This is a genomic window from Microbacterium deferens, assembly GCF_045517775.1.
GTDB lineage: Bacteria > Actinomycetota > Actinomycetes > Actinomycetales > Microbacteriaceae > Microbacterium.
The window spans coordinates 1,293,215-1,313,235 of the sequence record NZ_JBEUWT010000001.1 but is presented as its reverse complement, the minus strand read 5'-3'; the positions used below and the strand labels follow the sequence as shown (position 1 = coordinate 1,313,235).

Annotated in this window: 20 protein-coding genes; 13 read left to right on the top strand and 7 right to left on the bottom strand. The window is 70.6% G+C overall.

Features of this window, described 5'->3' with window-relative positions; translation table 11 throughout:
• Positions 1–83 precede the first annotated feature (83 nt).
• Both ABTU82_RS06275 and ABTU82_RS06270 read left to right on the top strand, forming a co-directional pair.
• On the top strand, positions 84–332 hold the full coding sequence (locus ABTU82_RS06275; protein WP_407172399.1) for a hypothetical protein: 249 nt from the start codon (positions 84–86) through the stop codon (positions 330–332).
• Positions 329–1,510, top strand: coding sequence for an acyl-CoA dehydrogenase family protein (locus ABTU82_RS06270; protein ID WP_407172397.1), 1,182 nt, complete (start codon positions 329–331; stop codon positions 1,508–1,510). Before ABTU82_RS06275 ends, ABTU82_RS06270 begins: the two co-directional genes overlap by 4 nt.
• A gap of 3 nt (positions 1,511–1,513) precedes the next feature.
• Here the strand turns inward: ABTU82_RS06270 and ABTU82_RS06265 are convergent, their stop codons facing one another.
• Positions 1,514–2,464, bottom strand: coding sequence for an LLM class flavin-dependent oxidoreductase (locus ABTU82_RS06265; protein ID WP_407172395.1), 951 nt, complete (start codon positions 2,462–2,464; stop codon positions 1,514–1,516).
• Between the two features lie 125 nt (positions 2,465–2,589).
• Here ABTU82_RS06265 and ABTU82_RS06260 point away from each other — a divergent pair, with 125 nt between their 5' ends.
• The 8 genes from ABTU82_RS06260 (at position 2,590) to ABTU82_RS06225 (ending at position 9,074) form a co-directional block, all read left to right on the top strand.
• Positions 2,590–3,477, top strand: coding sequence for a carbohydrate kinase family protein (locus ABTU82_RS06260; protein WP_407172393.1), 888 nt, complete (start codon positions 2,590–2,592; stop codon positions 3,475–3,477).
• A 35-nt stretch (positions 3,478–3,512) separates the two neighbouring features.
• Positions 3,513–4,298, top strand: a complete 786-nt coding sequence (locus ABTU82_RS06255) for an alpha/beta fold hydrolase (protein ID WP_407172391.1) — start codon at positions 3,513–3,515, stop codon at positions 4,296–4,298.
• On the top strand, positions 4,295–4,963 hold the full coding sequence (locus tag ABTU82_RS06250) for an esterase/lipase family protein (protein WP_407172389.1): 669 nt from the start codon (positions 4,295–4,297) through the stop codon (positions 4,961–4,963). The genes ABTU82_RS06255 and ABTU82_RS06250 overlap by 4 nt, the downstream gene beginning before the upstream one ends.
• A 123-nt stretch (positions 4,964–5,086) precedes the next feature.
• Positions 5,087–5,578: a metallophosphoesterase family protein gene (locus ABTU82_RS06245; protein ID WP_407172388.1), complete on the top strand. Its 492-nt coding sequence runs from the start codon at positions 5,087–5,089 to the stop codon at positions 5,576–5,578.
• A 72-nt stretch (positions 5,579–5,650) separates the two neighbouring features.
• Complete coding sequence (locus ABTU82_RS06240) at positions 5,651–6,661, top strand: SDR family oxidoreductase (protein ID WP_407172386.1); 1,011 nt, start codon at positions 5,651–5,653, stop codon at positions 6,659–6,661.
• A gap of 43 nt (positions 6,662–6,704) precedes the next feature.
• Positions 6,705–7,190: an SRPBCC family protein gene (locus ABTU82_RS06235; protein ID WP_407172385.1), complete on the top strand. Its 486-nt coding sequence runs from the start codon at positions 6,705–6,707 to the stop codon at positions 7,188–7,190.
• On the top strand, positions 7,187–8,641 hold the full coding sequence (locus ABTU82_RS06230) for a phytoene desaturase family protein (RefSeq protein ID WP_407172383.1): 1,455 nt from the start codon (positions 7,187–7,189) through the stop codon (positions 8,639–8,641). Before ABTU82_RS06235 ends, ABTU82_RS06230 begins: the two co-directional genes overlap by 4 nt.
• A 100-nt stretch (positions 8,642–8,741) precedes the next feature.
• A complete protein-coding gene (locus ABTU82_RS06225) occupies positions 8,742–9,074 on the top strand; it encodes a hypothetical protein (RefSeq protein ID WP_116648794.1) in 333 nt (110 codons plus the stop codon).
• 15 nt (positions 9,075–9,089) lie between these two features.
• Here ABTU82_RS06225 and ABTU82_RS06220 read toward each other — a convergent pair whose 3' ends face one another.
• Complete coding sequence (locus ABTU82_RS06220; protein ID WP_407172381.1) at positions 9,090–9,536, bottom strand: MarR family transcriptional regulator; 447 nt, start codon at positions 9,534–9,536, stop codon at positions 9,090–9,092.
• A 210-nt stretch (positions 9,537–9,746) separates the two neighbouring features.
• On the opposite strand from ABTU82_RS06220, the gene ABTU82_RS06215 reads away from it, so the two are divergent.
• The 3 genes from ABTU82_RS06215 to ABTU82_RS06205 all read left to right on the top strand — a co-directional run bounded on the left by ABTU82_RS06215 (position 9,747) and on the right by ABTU82_RS06205 (position 12,412).
• Positions 9,747–10,100 carry a DUF7882 family protein gene (locus ABTU82_RS06215; RefSeq protein ID WP_116648793.1) on the top strand — a complete coding sequence of 118 codons (354 nt, stop codon included), beginning with the start codon at positions 9,747–9,749 and terminating at the stop codon, positions 10,098–10,100.
• A 147-nt stretch (positions 10,101–10,247) separates the two neighbouring features.
• The gene (locus ABTU82_RS06210; RefSeq protein ID WP_116648792.1) at positions 10,248–11,258 is read left to right on the top strand and encodes a pyridoxal-phosphate dependent enzyme; all 1,011 of its coding nucleotides are present in this window, start codon (positions 10,248–10,250) and stop codon (positions 11,256–11,258) included.
• Positions 11,255–12,412 carry a cystathionine gamma-synthase gene (locus tag ABTU82_RS06205; protein WP_116648791.1) on the top strand — a complete coding sequence of 386 codons (1,158 nt, stop codon included), beginning with the start codon at positions 11,255–11,257 and terminating at the stop codon, positions 12,410–12,412. Before ABTU82_RS06210 ends, ABTU82_RS06205 begins: the two co-directional genes overlap by 4 nt.
• A gap of 84 nt (positions 12,413–12,496) precedes the next feature.
• Here the strand turns inward: ABTU82_RS06205 and ABTU82_RS06200 are convergent, their stop codons facing one another.
• From ABTU82_RS06200 to ABTU82_RS06180, 5 genes are all read right to left on the bottom strand, one after another.
• Positions 12,497–13,786: an alpha-hydroxy acid oxidase gene (locus ABTU82_RS06200; RefSeq protein WP_116648790.1), complete on the bottom strand. Its 1,290-nt coding sequence runs from the start codon at positions 13,784–13,786 to the stop codon at positions 12,497–12,499.
• 62 nt (positions 13,787–13,848) lie between these two features.
• Positions 13,849–15,264: a rhamnulokinase gene (locus tag ABTU82_RS06195; RefSeq protein ID WP_407172378.1), complete on the bottom strand. Its 1,416-nt coding sequence runs from the start codon at positions 15,262–15,264 to the stop codon at positions 13,849–13,851.
• 94 nt (positions 15,265–15,358) lie between these two features.
• A complete protein-coding gene (locus tag ABTU82_RS06190; protein ID WP_407172377.1) occupies positions 15,359–17,395 on the bottom strand; it encodes a bifunctional aldolase/short-chain dehydrogenase in 2,037 nt (678 codons plus the stop codon).
• A 122-nt stretch (positions 17,396–17,517) separates the two neighbouring features.
• Positions 17,518–18,681, bottom strand: a complete 1,164-nt coding sequence (gene rhaI, locus ABTU82_RS06185; RefSeq protein WP_407172375.1) for an L-rhamnose isomerase — start codon at positions 18,679–18,681, stop codon at positions 17,518–17,520.
• Between the two features lie 100 nt (positions 18,682–18,781).
• Entirely contained in the window at positions 18,782–19,780 is a 999-nt protein-coding gene (locus tag ABTU82_RS06180; protein WP_116648786.1) for a LacI family DNA-binding transcriptional regulator, read from the bottom strand.
• Between the last annotated feature and the right edge of the window lie 241 nt (positions 19,781–20,021).

Sequence of the window (20,021 nt, the reverse complement as noted above, 5' to 3'; positions counted from 1 at the left end):
GCGGGGTGCGCCCGCGGAATTCATCATGTCACCCGCAAAAGTTGCAGGTAGCCTGAGATCAATCGCGTTCGAAGGAGAGGGAGATGGTCTCACCGGATGCTGCGCGCCTGGGCGTGCCGCTGGATGACCTCCCCACCCTCGCCGGGCGGACCTTCGGGCCGTCGTCGTGGCGGGAGGTCCCGCCGTCAGGGGTGATCTCCCGCGTCGTGGCTGACCGGGCAGGCTGCAAGAAGCCCCCGCGGCTTCTCGTCGTGGCGGGTCTCGAGCGCACCGGAAGCGGGAAGGCCGACCCGGTCACGCTCCGGGCCCGACTTCTTCAGGAGGAAGCGTGACCGCTCTGTACCCCGTCTCCGACCTCTACGGATTCGCCGACCTGCTCACCGATGCCGAGACCGCCAAGCTGAGGTCGCTGCGCGAGCTGCTCGAGACGCAGCTCGCGCCGATCCTCCCCGACTTCTGGGAGCGCGCTGCCTCGCCGGTGCACCTGCGCGAACCGCTGCGCGACCTGCGGCTCGTCGACGACCCCGCCTTGCTCGGCTCCGACGGGCGCACGCGAGAGCTGTACAACGGCTTCCGGGCGTTCGAGTTCTCGCGCACCGACATCAGCACGGGCATGCTGTTCCACGGGCAGACGGCAATGTTCCGCGAGCTCGTGCGCCAGGGCGGCAGCGACGAGCAGGTGGCCGCGTGGGACGACGCGATCGTGTCGTTCGAGATGACCGGATGCTTCGCGCTCACCGAGCCCGACCACGGCTCCGACGTGGCGGGCGGACTCGCAACGACGGCGCGGCGCGAGGGCGAGGAGTGGATCCTCGACGGAGCCAAGCGGTGGATCGGCAACGCCGCCTTCTCGGAGTTCGTCGGGGTCTTCGCCCGTGACGTCGCCGACGGTCAGGTCAAGGTCTTCCTCGCCCGCACCGACGACCCCGGAATGACCCTGACCACCATCGAGCGCAAGGCCGCGCTGCGGCTGATCACCAACTCCGACATCTCCCTCGAGGGTGTCCGCGTGCCGGAGTCGCACCGGCTCCAGCGTGTGTCGTCGTTCGCCGACGTGTCGGCGCTCTTCCGCACGCTCCGCCCCGATATCGCCTGGATCGCCGCGGGCGCCCAGGCGGGGGCGTATGAAGCGGCGCTGCGCTACACGCTGTCGCGCGAGCAGTTCGGGCGCCCGATCGCGGGGTTCCAGCTCGTGCAGGACAAGCTCGTGCGGATGCTGGGGAACGTCACGGCGTCGCTCGGCATGGTCGTTCGCCTCGCCGAGCGGCGACAGGCGGGGGTCTCGCGCGACGAGGACTCCGCCCTGGCCAAGGTGTGGCTCTCCGACCGGCTGCGCGAGACCGTGGCGTGGGCTCGCGAGGTCGTCGGCGGCAACGGGATCGTCATCGACAACGACGTCGCGCGATTCTTCACCGACGCGGAGGCCGTCTACACCTACGAGGGCACCCGCGAGATCAACACCCTCATCGTGGGGCGGGCGGTGACGGGGCTGAGCGCGTTCACGCGCTGAGCGTCAACCGAGGGCGCCGGCGAGGTCTTCGAGCGCGGCAGAGCGGTCGGCACCGATCGGGGTGAGCACGACGCTCGTCGCGCCGGCCGCGTGCCGCTCGGCGATCCCGGCGCGCACCCGGTCGGCCGTGCCCGCCAGGGCGAGCGCGTCGATCCACTCGTCGGGGAGCGCCGCGGCGAACGCGTCGGGGCTGCCGGTCCGTTCGCGCAGCGCCGCGGCATCGTCGGCGAAGGGCAGGGGCGCGATGTGCGGGTACCAGTCGGGTTCGCCGACGATGCCCAGAGCCGGCCGCACGAGCTCGCGGGCCGCAGCATCGGTCGCGGCGACAGCGGCGATGTCGTACGCGACGACCAGCGGCGCCGCAGCATCCGTCCGTCGGGTGTCGAACGCCGAGGTCTCGATCGACGCGCTGATGTACGCGGGCGCCGACGGCTCGGCGAGCACGACGCCCTGGGCGACCCGCCCGGCGGCAGCGAGAGAACGAGGACCCCGCACGCCCCAGACGATGGGCGGGGGCGTCGACGGCACGAGGTCGAGACGCAGGCCCGCCACGTCGACGTAGCGACCGGCCTCGGGGGTCGGCTCGCCGCGGAGGAGAGCGGTCAGCGCGGCCGTGTATTCGCTCAGCAGCGTGAGCGGGCTCTTCGGCCACACACCGAGCGAGCGCATCCACTGCGGCATGCCGTGGCCGACGCCCACGATCACGCGGCCGGGGAAGAGCTCGCCGAGCGTGGCGATCTCCATCGCGGTGAAGGCGACGTTTCGTGCACCGGCGGGGAGGATGCCCACGCCGACCGTGATGCGACGCGTCGAGGCGAGTACGGCCGAGGCCTGCGCGATACCGCCGCGGAAGCCCAGGTCTTCGACGACCCACAGCTCGTCGAATCCGAGTTCTTCGGCCCTGCGGGCGAAGGAGACGACCTCGCCGGCGGGCAGATCGCGGGGCAGTATCACTCCCACATGGTCGGGACTCATCGTTGTCGGCCTTTCGTGGAACGGGGCACCTCATTATGGCAACGCCGCCGCCTCTCGCCGCGTAGATTCGAGGGACGCGGCACCTGACCGTCACAGGAGAATCCATGAGCACCGCCCCCATCCTCGACGTCGTCGTCATCGGCGAAGCGCTCATCGACATCGTCGAGTCTCGCGACGGCACGACCGAGCACGTCGGCGGGAGCCCCGCGAACGTCGCGCTCGGTCTCGGCCGCCGCGGGGTCGGCGTCGCACTCGTCACCCAGCTCGGGAGAGACGACCGGGGAGCGCGGATCGCCGCCCATCTCGAGGAGTCGGGCGTGGTCGTGCCGCGGGAGTCGTTCGCCGCGGATGCGACGTCGACGGCGCGTGCGCGGATCGCCTCCGACGGCCAGGCGTCGTACGTCTTCGATCTCGCCTGGGACCCGTTCGAAGTGCCCGCCGATCTGCGCCCGCGCGTGCTGCACACCGGGTCGGTCGCGGCGTTCTTCGAGCCCGGCGCCACGTCGGTGCGTGAGGCGCTCGGCGACACGTCGGCGAGCGAGGTCACGTTCGACCCGAACATCCGGCCGGCGCTCGTCGGCGAGCACGCCGCGGCGTTCGCCGCGTTCGAGGCCACCTCCCGTCTCTCGACGGTGGTGAAGCTCAGCGACGAGGATGCAGCGTGGCTCTACCCCGGAGCAGCTCCCGACGCCGTGGTCGACGCGATCCTCGCGCTCGGCCCGCGACTGGTCGCCGTGACGCTCGGCGGCGAGGGCGCGATCATCGCGACGAGCACCCAACGGCTCACGATCCCGGCCGAGAAGGTCGCGGTGGTCGACACGATCGGCGCCGGCGACACGTTCATGGCGTCGCTCGTCGCGTCGGTCGCCGCATCCGGGAGCGCCGACCTCGACCGGGACGCCCTCGAGCGGATCGGCGGCGACGCGATCCGCGCCGCCGCGCTGACCGTCTCACGCGCCGGTGCCGACCTCCCCTGGGCCCGCGAACTCTGAGCGGGCTGTCGGCCCCGGCGGGGTACGTTTACCCGATGACGCGACCGCCCGCCTTCCCCACGATCGAGCGCAGGGTCGATCTCGACGGCGCCGTGTTCCGCGTCCTCACCACGGAGTCGTCCGCCGCCGATCCGGGCACCCCGTTCGTGCTGATCCACGGGATCGGCATGTCGCACCGATACCTGACGAGGCTCCACACACAGCTGGCCGAAGAGGCCGACGTGCACTCGATCGATCTGCCCGGGTTCGGGGGGCTGCCCCAGCCGGGGCGGGACCTCGGCATCCCGGCGATGGCGGAGGTGCTCGGCACGGTGCTCGACGGGATCGACAGCGGGCCGGTGGTGCTCGTCGGGCACTCCATGGGAGCGCAGTGGGCGGTCGAGCTCGCCGCGCAACGCCCCGATCTCGTCCGGGGCGTCGTCGCGATGGGGCCGGTCGCCGATGAGAAGCACCGCTCGCTTCCCGCGCAGGCGCTCGCCCTGACGATCGAGTCGTTCGGGGAGCCGCCGGCGGTCAACTACCAGGTGTTCAGCGACTACGTGCGGTGCGGGCCACGGTGGTACCTCACGCAGGTGCGGCACATGCTGTCGTATCCGATCGAGGAGCGCGTGGCGGCGTTGACCATGCCGATCCTCGTGCTGCGCGGCGGGAGCGATCCGGTCGCCGGACTCGACTGGTGCCGTCGTCTGCGCGACGCCGCGGTCGACGGGTCACTCGCGATCGTGCCGCGGCACAATCACGTGGTGCAGCAGACCGCGCCGCGGTCGGTCGCATCCGCCATCGACGTCTTCGTCGCGGAGCGTGTCGAGGGCCGAGGGTGAACCCGCTGCGGGTTCCGATCTGGTGGACGCGGGATTACGCCTACGCCGTCTTCTGGCAGGTGCGCGCGTTCTTCAACCGCACCGACCCGGCGACGTTCCTCACGGGTGACCGAACGCCGATCGTCGTGCTGCCGGGAATCTACGAGACGTGGAAATTCATGCAGCCGTTGATCGAGGAGCTGCACGGGCGCGGGCACCCGGTGCACGTGGTCGATCTGCTGCGGCGCAACGAGCGTCCGGTGGTCGAGATGGCCGAGCGCGTGACCGAGTACCTCGAGCAGCACGACCTCTCGGACGTGGTGCTCATGGCGCACAGCAAGGGTGGTCTGGTCGGCAAGCAGGCGATGGCGTTCGGCCCCGCCGCCGGCCGGGTGCGGGGGATGCTGGCGGTCGCGACGCCGTTCGGCGGTTCGAGCTATGCCCGGCTCATGGTGCTCGCGCCGACGCTGCGGATCTTCTCCCCGCGTGACGCGACGATCCTCGCGCTCACACGGGAGACCGCCGTGAACGCGAAGATCGTGTCGGTCTACGGGCGGTTCGATCCGCACATCCCCGAGGGCAGCGAGCTGGCCGGGGCGAAGAACGTGCGGCTCGAGACGGGCGGCCACTTCCGCATCCTCGCCCACCCCCGGGTGCTGGCCGAGCTCGCCGTGCTCGCCGACTGACGGCTGCGGCGCAGCATCCGTCCGATCCGTCGGATTCGGGGCGGGTTCCTCCCCTCGGGGCGCGGGATTTCGCGCCCCGACCGCAGAAACGCGCCCCGAACCGGGTGGGGGTAGCGTCGAGGCATGGCGACACGGATGCTGCTCATCTCCGACACGCACATCCCGGGCCGGGCGCGGGTGCTGCCCGAAGCGGTGGTGAGGGCCGCCGACGAGGCCGACCTCATCGTCCACGCCGGCGACTGGGTGAGCGAGGGCGTGCTCGACGAACTGCGGCGGCACGGCGAGGTGCTCGGCGTGTGGGGCAACAACGACGGTGCCGACCTCCGCGCGCGCCTCCCCGAGATCGCCCGGCGCGAGATCGAGGGGGTGCGGTTCGCCGTGATCCACGAGACGGGCGACGCCAAGACGCGGGAGCGCAGGATGCCCGTCGCCTTCCCCGGCACGGACGTGCTCGTCTTCGGTCACAGCCACATCCCCTGGGACACCTCGGGCGAGGGGCTGCGCCTTCTCAACCCCGGCTCGCCCACCGACCGACGTCGGCAACCGCACCACACGTACATGACCCTCGTCGTCGATGACGGGGCCCTCGCAGACGTGCGGCTCGTCACCCTCTGAGGCCCCTAGCCGCCCGCGGGCACCGTGGCAAGACGGGGGGTCGCGGCATCCGGGCTGCGTAGCCTCGGCAGAATGAGCGACACGAACGCACGAGGTACCGCCGTCATCACTGGTGGATCCGCAGGACTCGGCCGGGCCACCGTCCGTGAGCTGGCAGGCCGAGGGTGGGACGTGGTCGTTCTGGCTCGCGGCGAAGACGGCCTCGCGGCGACCGTGGCCGAGATCGAGGCCGCCGGGCGCCGGGGGCTCGGCATCTCGGTCGACGTCGCCGATGCCAAGGCGGTGGATGCTGCAGCAGCCCGCGTCGAGGAAGAGTTCGGCGGCATCGACCTCTGGATCAACAACGCGATGACCGGCACGATCTCGCCGTTCCTCGATACCTCGGAGGAGGACTTCGAGCGCGCCACCGACGTCACCTACCTCGGAGTGGTCAACGGGACGCGCTCGGCGCTGCGCCGAATGGTTCCGCGCGGTCGCGGCCACGTCATCCAGATCGGGTCTGCTCTGGCCCACCGGGGGATCCCGCTGCAGGCGGCGTACTGCGGGGCGAAGCATGCGATCCACGGTTTCACCGACGCGGTCATCGCCGAGCTGTCGCACGACGGCATTCCGGTGGCGATCTCGATCGTCGACATGCCGGCGCTCAACACGGTGCAGTTCAACTGGGTGAAGTCCGACTTCGCCGAGCACCCGCAGCCCGTGCCGCCGATCTTCCAGCCCGAGGTGGGCGCGCGCGCGGTCGCCGACGTCGCGGACACCCCGCGCCGGCGCACCTGGGTGGGGCTTCCCACGGTGGGCCTCGTCCTCGGGACGCGCTTCGCGGGTCGTTTCATGGACTGGTACCTCGCGAAGACGGCGTGGAGCGGTCAGCTCTCGCCCGACCACACCGATCCGCAGCTTCCGGCGAACCTGTACGAGCCGGTCGCGGGAGACCACGGCGCGCGCGGCATCTTCGATGACAAGGCCAAGTCGGGCAGTATTCAGACGTGGGCGATCCACCACCGGCGTCTGCTCGCGGGGGCCGGCGTCGCCGGATCCGCCGTCGCGGCCATCGGGGGAGCACTCGCACTTCGACGGCGCTGATCACCGGATCGCCACTCCGTCAGCCGAAACGGGAGGAAATCGGATGTCTTCGAACGTACGCGTGCTCCACTGCACGCCCGATGACGTGTTCGCCGTGATCGCGAACGGCTGGCTGTTCCCCTCCTGGGTGGTGGGCGCGTCGCGCATGCGCGAGGTCGACGACGCCTGGCCCGAGGTGGGGTCTCACCTTCACCACTCGTTCGGAGTCTGGCCCGTCCTGATCGACGACACGACGGTCTCGCTCTACTGGGATCCGCCGCGTCGCGCGGTGCTTCGTGCGCGGGGGTGGCCGGTGGGGGAGGCCCTGGTCACGATCGACGTCAAACCCCGCCGAGACGGGTGCGTCGTGCGTATTCAAGAGGAAGCCGTCGCCGGGCCCGGCAGGCTGGTGCCCGACGCGCTCATGGACGTCGGGCTGTACGTGCGAAACGCCGAGACGCTGCACCGTCTCGCCTATCTCGCCGAGGGGCGGGCGCTCCATGCTCGGTCGTCGACCGCGGAGCGCGAGATCGCCGAGGACGGCGAGTGACCGACGCGTTCGACGCGATCGTCGTCGGATCGGGTCCCAACGGCCTCGCGGGGGCTGTGACGCTGGCTCGAGCGGGGCTGCACGTGCGCGTGTACGAGCGCGCGTCGTTGGTCGGCGGCGGAGCATCGACGACCGAGCTGACGCTCCCCGGCTTCCTGCACGACGTCTGCTCGGCGGTGCACCCGATGGCCTTCGAGTCGCGGTTCTTCCGCGAGTTCCAGCTCGGTGCGCGCGTCGACTTCGTCGTGCCCGAGGTCTCGTACGCGCACCCCCTCGACGACGGGCGCGCGGGTCTGGCGTACCTGGACCTCGCCCGCACGGTCGAGAGCCTCGGTCGTGACGGCGCTGCATACGACCTCCTCATGCGTCCTCTGGCCGAGCGTGCGTCCCGTGTGGCGGAGTTCACGGGGTCGACGCTGCTGCGCGTGCCGCGGCATCCGGTCACCGTCGTGAACTTCGGTCTGCGCGCGATCGCCCAGGGCGGCCCGTGGTGGAACGCCCCGTTCCGCGAAGAGACCGCCCCCGCGATGATCACGGGCGTGGCCGCGCACACGATCCTCCACCAGCCCAGCCTCGCGGCGGCCGGCGCGGGCCTCGCGCTCGCCGCCTACGGGCACGCGCGCGGGTGGCCGATCCCGCGCGGCGGCAGCCAGGCCATCGTCGACGCGATGGTCGCAGACCTCGTCGCCCACGGGGGCGAGATCGTGACCGATCACGAGGTGACGTCGCTCGATGAGCTCCCGTCGTCGCGGGTGGTGCTGCTGGATGTCACCCCCGACGCGTTCGTGCGGCTCGCCGGTGATCGGATGCCGCGGTCCTACCGCGCGAAGATGGAACGCTTCCGCTACGGCGGCGGCGTGGCGAAGGTCGATTTCGCCCTCTCCGAGCCGGTGCCCTGGACCCATCCGGACGTGCGACGGGCCGGAACGGTGCACGTCGGCGGCACGCGCGCGGAGGTCGCCGAGGCGGAGAACGACGTCTCCCGCGGCAGACTGCACGAGCGGCCCTACGTGCTGGCTGCGCAGCCGTCCCTGTTCGACTCGGGACGCGCCCCCGAGGGCGCTCACACGCTCTGGACCTACACGCACGTGCCCGCGGGCAGCGACGCCGACCGCGCTGAGGCCGTGATCGGGCAGATCGAGCGATTCGCGCCGGGCTTCCGCGACACCATTCTCGCGACGAGTTCGCGGTCGGCGGTCGACGTCGCGAGCTACAACCCGAACTACCCCGGCGGCGACATCTCGGCCGGTGCCCCGACCTTCGACCAACTCGTGCGACGGCCCGTGCTGAGCGCGGATCCGTGGCACACGCCGGTGCCCGGGGTCTACCTCTGCTCGGCGTCCGTCAGCCCCGGCCCGGGCGTCACCGGCCTGGTCGGATGGCGCGCCGCCCTGAGCGCGCTCCGCCACGATTTCGGCACGCGCGCCGAGCCGTCGCTGGCGCCGTTCTGAGATCGTCTCGACGGCCGGGAATCGTGGTTCCCACGTCGTCCCGCGACCCCCATAATGGACCCATAACGGCGGTCTCGGCCGGGGGAGATGAGGGTCTGCGATGCCGTTCCGAAGCCAGGACACGCTGCAGGAGTGGCTCGACGAGTTCCACGACCTCGGCTACCCGGTGACGGGTACGTTGAGGGTGCTTCCGCAGGACGGCGAAGACGGCTCGAACACCGGGCTGGTCGCGGTGAGCCTGCGCAACGCGTCGACCGTGACCTACATCCAGCCCGAGTCGCACGGTTCGCATCGCTGGGTCGTCACCCTCGAGCCGCGCGAGAACGCCGTGATTCTCGACGCGGCGGGTCTGCACGGCCTCGCGTCGGAACTCTCGATCGCCTCCGTGCTGTGCGCGTTCCTCCAGGGGAAGTCGCAGAGCGTCTCGGACTGAGCGAGCGGCCGGGCGTCAGGACGCGCGGGCCATCGAAGCGACGGCGGCGGTGAAGTCGTCGAGCGTTCGCGCGAAGTGCGCGGTGTGCTCGCGGTCACCGGCGGCGACGGCCCGGTCGAAGTCGTTGTCGAACCGCTGCAGGGCCGACCACGGCAGCTCGCCGAGATCGACGGTGACGGTGAGGCGGTTCACGCGGCGGTCGTCGGGGTCGACGTCTCGCCTCACGGCCTCGCGCTCGACGAGCCGATCGATGAGCGTGGTCACGCCGGCGGAGGTGATGCCGAGGTACTGCCGCAGCTGCGTCGGACGCGCGCCCGGGTTGTCGGCGATGAACAGCAGCGCTCGGGCGTCGAGTTCGCCGATCTTGAGCTCGCGTCGTGCCTCGATCATCGCGGCGTGACGAGCGTCGACGTACTTCTGCAGAGCGCGACGGAGGGGAGACGGTGTCAGTGACTTGCTCACGCGTCCTCCTCCTGTCGGTTCGGGGCGACCGCGCCCACGCTATCAGCATAGGTAGCGTCCCGAAGATGTAAAGAGATTAGCTAATCTACTGAGATAACGGTATCGTTCTTTCCCAGAGTCCCACCCCGTAACGGTGACAACCTCGGTGGTCGCACACGACGCAGGGACCCCTCGACCGCGCAGACTCGCGCGCTGAACGAAGGAGCATCGATGGGCAAACTGTTCTACGGCAGCACGGACCAGCCGATCGAGATGCCCGACCGTGCTCTCGCCCATGTCAAGGTCGTCGTGGCGACCAAGCTGCGTCGAGGAGAGAGTTTCACGCTCTCGTGGCGGCACGACGCCGGCACCCCCCGCGGCCGTTCGACGATCTGGATCCAGCCGTCGATCCCCCTGCGTTTCGTCTTCTCCTCGTCCGAACCGGAACTGCTCGATCCCGAGCACCTCAAGAGCCTGGCGAACGACGCCAGTTCGACGGCGGGCCTGGTCGTCGATTTCGACGCGTTCGCGGATGAGGTCATCGAGACCCCCGCGTCGCGCACCCGCCGCTCCACGAAGGTCTGATCGCCTCCGAATCCGTGCTGCCGCGCGGGGTGCGGGGTGTGTACTGTGGGTGTGTGCTGAACTGTCGCTGTTGTCGCTGAGCTCTCTGCTCTCACCGACCCCGACAGATTTCCGCGCCTTCCGCGCGGCTCACCCCAGGAGCACTCCGTGCGATACGCCCGCACCGTCACCGACCTCGTCGGCAATACCCCCCTCGTAAAGCTCAACCGGGTCACCGAAGGCATCCGTGCCACGGTGCTCGCGAAGGTCGAGTACTTCAACCCCGGTGGCTCGTCGAAAGACCGCATCGCCGCCAATATCATCGACGCCGCCGAGCGCGACGGGCTCCTGCGCCCGGGCGGCACCATCGTCGAGCCGACCAGCGGCAACACCGGCGTGGGGCTCGCCCTCGTCGCGCAGCAGCGGGGGTACCGCTGCGTCTTCGTCGTGCCCGACAAGGTCGCCGAAGACAAGCGTGCGGTGATGCGGGCCTACGGCGCCGAGGTCGTGGTGACCCCGACCAACGTCGCGCCGGAAGACCCGCAGTCGTACTACAACGTCTCCGACCGCCTGGTCTCCGAGATCCCCGGGGCGTTCAAGCCCAACCAGTACGCCAATCCGAACGGGCCCCGCAGCCACTACGAGTCGACCGGGCCGGAGATCTGGCGCGACACCGACGGGCGGGTGACGCACTTCGTCGCCGGTGTCGGCACGGGCGGCACCATCACCGGCACCGGCCGGTTCCTGCGTGAAGCATCCGGCGGAAGCGTGCGCATCGTCGGCGTCGATCCTGTCGGCTCCATCTACACCGGCGGTCCGGTGCACGGCTACGACGTCGAAGGTGTCGGCGAGGACTTCTGGCCGCCCGCCTACGACCCGGGCGTCGTGGACGAGCTGCACCGGATCTCCGACGCCGAGTCGTTCGCGATGACGCGACGGCTGGCACGCGAAGAGGGGCTGCTCGTGGGCGGTTCCAGCGGCATGGCCGTCGTCGGCGCCCTCCGTGCCGCGCGCGACCTGCCCGAGGATGCCGTCGTGGTCGTCCTCCTGCCCGACCACGGTCGCGGTTACCTCAGCAAAGTCTTCGACGACGACTGGATGACGGCGCGCGGGTACGCGATCGACGCGCCATCGTCCGCCCCCGCAGCATCCGCACCCGAATCGGAGAACCGCTCATGACCACCGACAACATCCGCGGATTCGACAGCCTGGCCGTGCACGCCGGCCAGGAGTTCGACCCGGCGACCGGCGCGGTCATCCCGCCGGTGCACTTCTCCACGACGTACGCGCAGGACGGCGTCGGGGGCCTGCGTCAGGGCTACGAGTACGGCCGCAGCGGCAACCCGACGCGCACCTCGCTGCAGACGCAGCTGGCGGCGATCGAGGGCGGGCGCCACGCGCTCTCGTTCGCCTCGGGTCTCGCCGCCGAAGACGCTCTGCTTCGGGCGGTGCTGCAGCCGGGCGACGAGGTACTGCTCGGCAACGACGTCTACGGCGGCACCTACCGCCTCATCGCCCGCATCCTCGGTCCGTGGGGAGTGAAGCTGCGCGTCGTCGACATGAGCGACGCGGATGCTGTCGCCGCGGCCATCGGCGAGCGTGCGCCGAAGATCGTGTGGGTGGAGACCCCGAGCAACCCTCTGCTGCGGATCACCGACATCGCCGAGCTCGCTCGTGTCTCGCACGCCGCCGGAGCACTGGTCGTCGTCGACAACACGTTCGCCTCTCCCGCGCTGCAGCAGCCGCTCGCGCTCGGCGCCGACGTCGTGGTGCACTCCACGACGAAGTACCTCGGCGGTCACTCCGACGTCGTCGGCGGGGCGCTCGTGCTCAACGACGACGAGCTCGCCGAGAAGGCGAAGTTCCTGCAGTTCGCGGCCGGGGCGGTATCCGGTCCCCTCGACGCGTGGCTGACGACGCGCGGCATCAAGACGCTCGGCATCCGCATGCAGCGGCACAGCGAGAACGGTCAGGCCGTGGCCGACTTCCTTGCCGGGCACGGCGCCGTCGCCCGGGTGTACTACCCGGGTCTCGCCTCGCACCCGGGCCACGAGATCGCGGCGCGCCAGATGTCGGCGTTCGGCGGCATCGTCTCACTCGCTCTGGCGGATGCGGCGGCCGCCCGCCGCTTCGCGGAGTCGACGCGGGTCTTCACCCTCGCCGAGTCGCTCGGCGGCGTCGAGAGCCTGCTGAACTACCCCGACGAGATGACGCACGCGTCGGTGCGCGGCACCGAGCTCGCCGTTCCCGAAGAGGTCATCCGTCTTTCCGTCGGCATCGAGTCGGTGGAGGATCTGCTCGCCGACCTCGAGCAGGCGCTCGCGGGTCTCTGACGCCGCATCCACACGAGAACGCCCCGATCCACACCCCGCTGCGGCGGGGGAGAGTGGATCGGGGCGTTTCGGTGTGCAGTCGGCTCAGGCGTCGAGCGCCGCGGCGGCCTGCGCGGTCGACGACGACACCGGCACGAGTCGTGCGAGCTGCGTCACGTGGCGCGGCTCGAGCTCGTCGAGGCTCGAGACGCCGAGGAGCGCCATCGTGCGCTCGATCTCGGTGCGCAGGATCGCGATGGTGCGGTCGACGCCCGCACGTCCGCCGGCCATGAGGCCGTAGAGGTAGGCGCGGCCGATCAGCGTGAACTTCGCGCCGAGGGCGACGGAGGCGACGATGTCGGCGCCGTTCATGATTCCGGTGTCGACCATGACCGTGGCGTCCGCGCCCACCTCGCGCACGACGTGCGGGAGGAGATGGAACGGAATGGGCGCGCGGTCGAGCTGGCGTCCGCCGTGGTTGGACAGGATGATGCCGTCGACCCCGGCGTCGATGAGCCGCTTCGAGTCCTCGACGTTCTGTACGCCCTTCACGACGAGCTTCCCGGGCCACATCGAGCGGATCACGTCGAGGTCGTCGTAGCTGATCGTCGGATCCATCGCCGCGTTCAGCAGCTCGCCGACGGTGCCGCCGGTGGTCGAGAGCGATGCGAACTCGAGCTTCGGCGTGGTGAGGAAGTCGATCCACCACCAGGGGCGGGGGATCGCGTTCACGATCGTGCCCACGGTGAGCTGCGGCGGGATGGAGAAGCCGTTGCGCTTGTCGCGCAGACGTGCGCCGGCGATCGGTGTGTCGACGGTGAATTGCAGCGTGTCGAAGCCGGCCTTCGCTGCGCGCTCGACGAGCCCATAGGAGATGTCGCGGTCGCGCATGACGTAGAGCTGGAACCAGTTGCGGCCGGGAACCGGTCCGTGAGGCTCTCGAAGGGTGGCCGCCTTGACGTCCTCGATGGAGGTCGTGCCGAGCGTGGAGAGCGTGAACGGGATGCCGGCGGCGGCCGCGGCGCCCGCTCCCGCGCTCTCGCCCTCGGTCTGCATGAGGCGGGTGAACCCGGTCGGCGCGATGCCGAAGGGCAGGGCGCTGGGGCCTCCGAGGATCGTCGTGGAGGTGTCGACGTTCGCGGCGGGGCGCAGCACGTCGGGGTGGAACTCGATGTCGCGGAACGCCTGCCGCGCGCGTTCGAGCGACAGCTCGCCCTCCGCGGCGCCGTCGGTGTAGTCGAAAGCGGCCTTCGGCGTGCGGCGCTTCGCGATGAGGCGCAGGTCGTCGATCGTCAGCGCCGACTCGAGGCGGCGACGCTTCAGGTTCAGGTCGGGCTTTTTGAACTGCATCAGTTCGAGGAGCTCGCCGACCTGGGGGAGTTGACGCGTGACCATGGGAGTGTCCTTCGGTTGCGTGTGGTCTGACCACACTCTACGTGCAGAGAATGCGGGAGGGGTCAGTTTCTCGGATCGAATCGGCGAGGGGTGAACGATGCCGCCACCGTCGCGCGCAGGGTCTCCAGCGAAGCATCCGCTCCGAACCACCCGTGCGAGCGGGCCTGCACGAGCACATTGCCCAGGGCCGTGGCCTCGACGGGGCCCGCGAGCACCGGGACGCCTGAGCGGTCGGCGGTGGCCTGGCAGAGCACGGAGTTGAGCGCGCCGCCTCCCACGATGTGGATCACGTCGATGCGGCGGTCGGTGAGATCCCCCGCGGTGCGCACCGCCTCGGCGAACGCCGCCGCGATGCTCTCGACGATGAGCCGGGCGAACGCCGGGCGCGTGTCGGGTACCGCGTCGCCGGCGTCGCGCAGCAGGGCTGAGATGCGCGCGGGCATGTCTCCCGGAGCCGCGAGCGACGGGTCGTTCGCGGCGAAGAGCGCCCGAGGCGGATCGACCCGGGAGGCGGCGTCGAGGAGGGTGGGGAGGTCGACGGCTGCGGCGTCGTCGATCTCCCACGCGCGGATGGTCTCGCTCAGCAACCACAGGCCGGTGACGTTGTGCAGGAACCGGATGCGGCCGTCGACCCCGCCTTCGTTCGTGAAGTTCGCCTCGCGGGCAGCGTCGGAGACGACGGGGCCGTCGAGCTCGACGCCGACCAGGCCCCAGGTGCCGCAGGAGATGTAGGCCGCGTTCGGCGACGACAGGGGTGCGGCGACCACCGCCGACGCCGTGTCGTGTGATCCGACGGCCACCACGGGAACTGAGGCGCCCACGCGGTCGGCGACCGCGGTGCGCAACGTGCCGATGGTGTCGCCGGCGTCGACGAGCCGCGGCATCGCCGTGGCGGGGATGCCCAGCCGGGCGGCGAGCCCGCGGTCCCACTCGCCGCTGCGCACGTCGAGCAGACCGGTGGTCGACGCGTTCGTGCGTTCGGCGACGGCGACACCGGTGAGCAGGTACGCGACGAGGTCGGGGATGAGCAGGCTGGCGTCGGCCTCGTGGAGGCGCTCCTCGACCACGTACTGATACAGCGTGTTGAACGGCAGGTGCTGCAGGCCGTTGCGGCGGTAGAGCTCGGCGAACGGCACGCTGCGGTGCACCGACGCGACCCCGCGCGCGGTGCGCTCGTCGCGGTAGTGGAAGGGCTCGGCGACCAGCGATCCCGACCGTACGAGCCCGTAGTCGACCGCCCACGCGTCGATGCCGACGCTCGCGACGTCGGGGTGGGCGCGCACCGCGGCCGCGAGGCCGTCCTCGACGTTCTCCAGGAGCCTCGAGAAACCCCACCGCCACCCGCCGGGTGTGGAGACGGGTCCGTTCGGGAAGCGCGCGACGGATTCGAGCGCCAGAACGCCAGGGCCGACGTGCCCGACCATGACGCGGCCGCTCGTCGCGCCGAGGTCGACCGCCGCGACGAGGCCGCCCGTCATCGCGGGTCTCCCGAGCGCACGACCTGCGCCCGAGCGCGCGACCTAGGCGCGTACCGGAGCCGTGCGCTCGACGCGAACCCGTGTGCTCGCGCGCTCATCGCAGGAACGCGGCCGCGACGCCCGAGTCGACCGGGATGTGCAGGCCCGTCGTGCGGCTGAGCTCGGGCCCCGTGAGCACGTAGACCGCGTCGGCGACGTTCTCGGGAACGACCTCGCGCTTGAGGATCGTGCGGTTGGCGTAGAACTGCCCGAGGTCTTTCTCGTCGACCCCGTAGGTGGCGGCGCGGTTCGCACCCCACCCCGAGGCGAAGATGCCCGAGCCGCGCACGACGCCGTCGGGGTTGATGCCGTTGACGCGGATGCCGTGCTCGCCCAGCTCGACGGCCAGCAGTCGCACCTGGTGGGCCTGATCGGCCTTGGTCGCCGAGTAGGCGATGTTGTTCGGGCCGGCGAAGACGGAGTTCTTCGACGAGATGTAGATGACGTCGCCGCCCATCTTCTGCTCGATGAGCGCCTTCGCCGCCGCCTTGGCGACGAGGAACGACCCCTTGGCCATCACGTCGTGCTGGAGGTCCCAGTCCTTCTCGGTCGTCTCGAGCAGCGGCTTCGACAGCGACAGGCCCGCGTTGTTGACCACGAGGTCGATGCCGCCGAAGGCCAGCAGCGTCGCATCGATCGCGGCCTGCACCCCCGCAGCATCCGCCACGTTCGCCGCGACCCCGATCGCGACGTCGGTGCCGCCGAGCTCGGCGGCAGCGGCCCGCGCCTTGTCGAGGTCGAGATCGGCGACGACGACGCAGGCCCCTTCGGCGGCGAGTCGCGTCGCGATGGCCTTGCCGATGCCGGATGCGGCGCCCGTGACGAAGGCGATGCGACCCTGGTGCGTCTTCGGCTGAGGAAGGCGCTGGAGCTTCGCCTCTTCGAGCGCCCAGTACTCGATGCGGAACTTCTCGGCGTCGGAGATCGGCGCGTAGGTCGACAGCGCCTCCGCGCCGCGCATCACGTTGATCGCGTTGACGTAGAACTCGCCGGCGACGCGAGCGGTCTGCTTGTTGGCGCCGTAGGAGAACATGCCGACACCCGGCACGAGCACGATGAGCGGGTCGGCGCCGCGGATCGCGGGACTCTCGGCCGACGCGTGCGCGTCGTAGTACGCCTGGTAGTCGGCGCGGTAGGCCTCGTGCAGCTCACCGAGGCGGGCGATCTGCTCCTCCAGCGAAGCGGTGGCCGGCAGATCGAGCAGCAGGGGCTTCACCTTCGTGCGCAGGAAGTGGTCGGGGCAGCTCGTACCGAGGGCGGCCAGCGCCGGCGCCTTCTCCGACGCGAGGAAGTCGAGCACCTCGGGGGCGTCGGTGAAGTGGCCGACCATGGGCTTGTCGGTCGAGGCGATGCCGCGGATCGTGGCGGCGAGCGCCGCCGCGCGTTCGCGACGCTCGTTCTCGGGGAGGGCGTCGAAGCCGTCGCGCACGGGGCCGAACGGGTCGGCCTTCCCGTGCTCGGCGATGTAGGCGGCGGCGGTGTCGATGATCCAGAGGGAGTTGGCCTCGGCCTCCTCCGACGTGTCGCCCCAGGCGGTGATGCCGTGGCCGCCGAGGATCGTGCCCACCGCCTGCGGGTTCTGCTCCTTGATCGCCGCGATATCGAGGCCGAGCTGGAAGCCCGGGCGCCGCCACGGCACCCAGACGACCTTGTCGCCGAAGATCTTCGCCGTGAGCTCCTCGCCATCGGCCGCCGTGGCGATCGCGATGCCCGAATCGGGGTGCAGGTGGTCGACGTGCGCGGCATCGACCAGTCCGTGCATCGCGGTGTCGATCGACGGCGCGGCGCCGCCCTTGCCGTGCAGGATGTAGTCGAACGCGGCGACCATCTCGTCCTCGCGATCGACGCCGGGGTAGACCCCGACGAGAGCGCGCATCCGGTCCAGACGCAGCACGGCCAGACCCTTCTCGGTGAGGGTGCCGAGGTCGCCGCCCGAGCCCTTCACCCACATCAGTTCGACGGGCTCGCCGGTGACGGGGTCGGTGTCGGTGCCCTTGGCCGAGGTGTTGCCCCCGGCGTAGTTGGTGTTCTTCGGGTCGGCGCCCAGGCGGTTGGAGCGCGCGATGAGCGCGGCAGCGGTCGGGTTGGTCATGTCGTCGTGGTCCCTCATCGTGTCGTGTCGTGCGTGTCGTCGCGAGTTGCGTCTGAGAGTCCAGAACACCCGGACGCTCTTCCGCGCGACTCCGGGTGTCTTGGACTCTCAGAGTTCGGGGCCTACGCGCCCCAGCCGGCCTGGACGCCGCCGACGCGGTCCGCGGCGATCTTCTCCTGGTATCCGGATGCTGCGTATGCGGCCATCGGGTCGGCCGCGAGCCCGCGCGACTCGCGCCACTCGGCGAGGGTCGGGCGCACGTCGGTGTAGAAGGCGTCCATCAGCACGGCGTTGGCGCCGAGAACGTCATTCGCGGCCTGGGCGGAGGCCAGCGCATCGCCGTCGACGGAAAGAGCGCGCGCGGTCATCTCCTGCACGTTGAGCACGGATCGGATCTGGCCGGGGATCTTCTCCTCGACGTTGTGGCACTGGTCGAGCATGAAGACCACATCGGGGTTCTGCAGCCCGCCACCTCGGTTCACCTCGAACAGGATGCGGAAGAGCTGGAACGGGTCGGCCGCGCCCACGATGAGGTCGTCGTCGGCGTAGAAGCGCGAGTTGAAGTCGAACGAGCCGAGCTTTCCCAGACGCTGCAGCTGCATGACGATGAACTCGATGTTGGTGCCGGGCGCGTGGTGCCCCGTGTCGAGGCACACCATCGCGCGCTCGCCGAGGGCGGCCACCTGCACGTACGAGGTTCCCCAGTCGGGAACGTCGGTGTGGTAGAACGCCGGCTCGAAGAACTTGTATTCGAGCACGAGTCGCTGCTCGCCGGTCAAGCGCGCGTAGATCTCCTGCAGCGACTCCTGCAGGCGGTCCTGACGGGCGCGGAGGTCGGCCTGCCCGGGGTAGTTGGAACCCTCGGCGAGCCAGATCTTCAGATCGCGCGACCCCGTCGCATCCATGATGTCGATGCACTCGAGGTGGTGGTCGATGGCCTTGCGGCGGATGCGGTCGTCGTGGTGGGTGAGGGCACCGAACTTGTAGTCGTCGTCCTGGAAGGTGTTCGAGTTGATCGTGCCGAGGGTCACGCCGAGGTCTTCGGCGTGACGGCGGAGGGCGGCGTAGTCGTCGACCTTGTCCCACGGGATGTGGAGGGCGACGCTCGGTGCGAGCGCGGTGAAGCGGTTCACCTGGGCGGCGTCGGCGATCTTCTCGAACGGGTCGCGGGGTGTGCCCGCCGTGGCGAACACCTTGAATCGGGTGCCGGAGTTGCCGAACGCCCAGGACGGCAGCTCGATGCTCTGCGCTTCGAGGGTGGAGAGGGTCTCGGGAGTGAGGGGCATCGTCGCTTCCTTGGTCGTGCATCGCGGTCGAGCCGCAGAGGAATGAATCGTTTCATCGGAAGGGTACAACGAGCGACGACCTCGACGCAACAGGTCGAGCTCAGTCGGTCGCCGTCGACGCGCGTTCGACCAGCTCGGGCTGGAAGCGCACGTGCGATCGATCGGCGTCGGCGTCACCGGCGAGAAGCACGTCGACCGCGGTGTATCCGAGGGCCGCGGCCGGTTGGCGTACCGAGCTGAGGGGAACGGCCGCGGCGGCGGCGAAGTCGATGTCGTCGTAACCGATCAGGGCGAGGTCGCCGGGAACCCGCAGCCCCGACGACGACAGGGCCTGCAGCATCCCGACCGCGAGGAGGTCGTTGGCGGCGAACACCGCGTCGGGCCGCCCGTCGGCAGCGCGCGCGCGGAGCCCTTCGCCCGCCGCGCGGCCGTGCTGCACGGTCATCCCCGCCTGCTCCACCACCTCGAGGACGGCATCGTCGCGGGCCGCGATCGCCTCGCGAGCACCCTCGAGACGGTCGGCGACCTGGCGCGCGGAGAGCGGCCCGCCGAGGAACACGATGCGCCGGCGGCCGATGGCGAGCAGATGCTCGACCGCGAGCCGGCCGCCTGCCACGTCGTCGACGGCGACGGAGGGGAGGGGCGTGCCCGCCGCATGACGATCGACGAGCACGACCGCCGTACCCGCGTCGGCCAGGCGCTGCATCGCCCCGAGGTCGTCGGATGCGGGGCTGATGAGCACCCCGCGCACCCTCTGCTCGAGGAGGAGTTCGAGCAGGCGGGTCTCGCGGCCGGCGTCGCCGTCGCTCGTCACGATCAGCACCGCCATGTCGTCTTCGGCCGCGCGCCTCTCGGCGCCGCGGGCGACCTCGGCGAAGAACGGGTTGCCGATGTCGGGCAGCACGAGGCCGATCGACCGGCTCTTCCCGGCGCGCAGCTGGCGGGCGGCATCGTTGCGCACGTAGCCCAGCTCGGCGATCGCATCGTGCACGCGCTGCGACACCTCCGCAGACACCCCGACCCGGCGGTTGAGCACGTTCGAGACGGTGCCCACCGATACGGCCGCGCGCGCCGCGACGTCTTTGATGCTCGCCGCCATCGGGTGCTCCTTCCGGTCTCATGTGACTCTAGACATCGTCGGCGATGCCCGCGGCGACGACGGGTGGCCGGATGCCGCGAGACCCCCGTATTTCGAGGGCCTGTGCGTCTGCTGGACATACGCGGAGACATGCCCGGGCGGGTATGGGCGTGCGCGTAGTGTCGGCTACAGCGATGGCGTCCTGCTGTCAGCCTCACGTTCCAGCGATGCCCCCGCGTCGCTGCCGATCGACAGGAGCCCC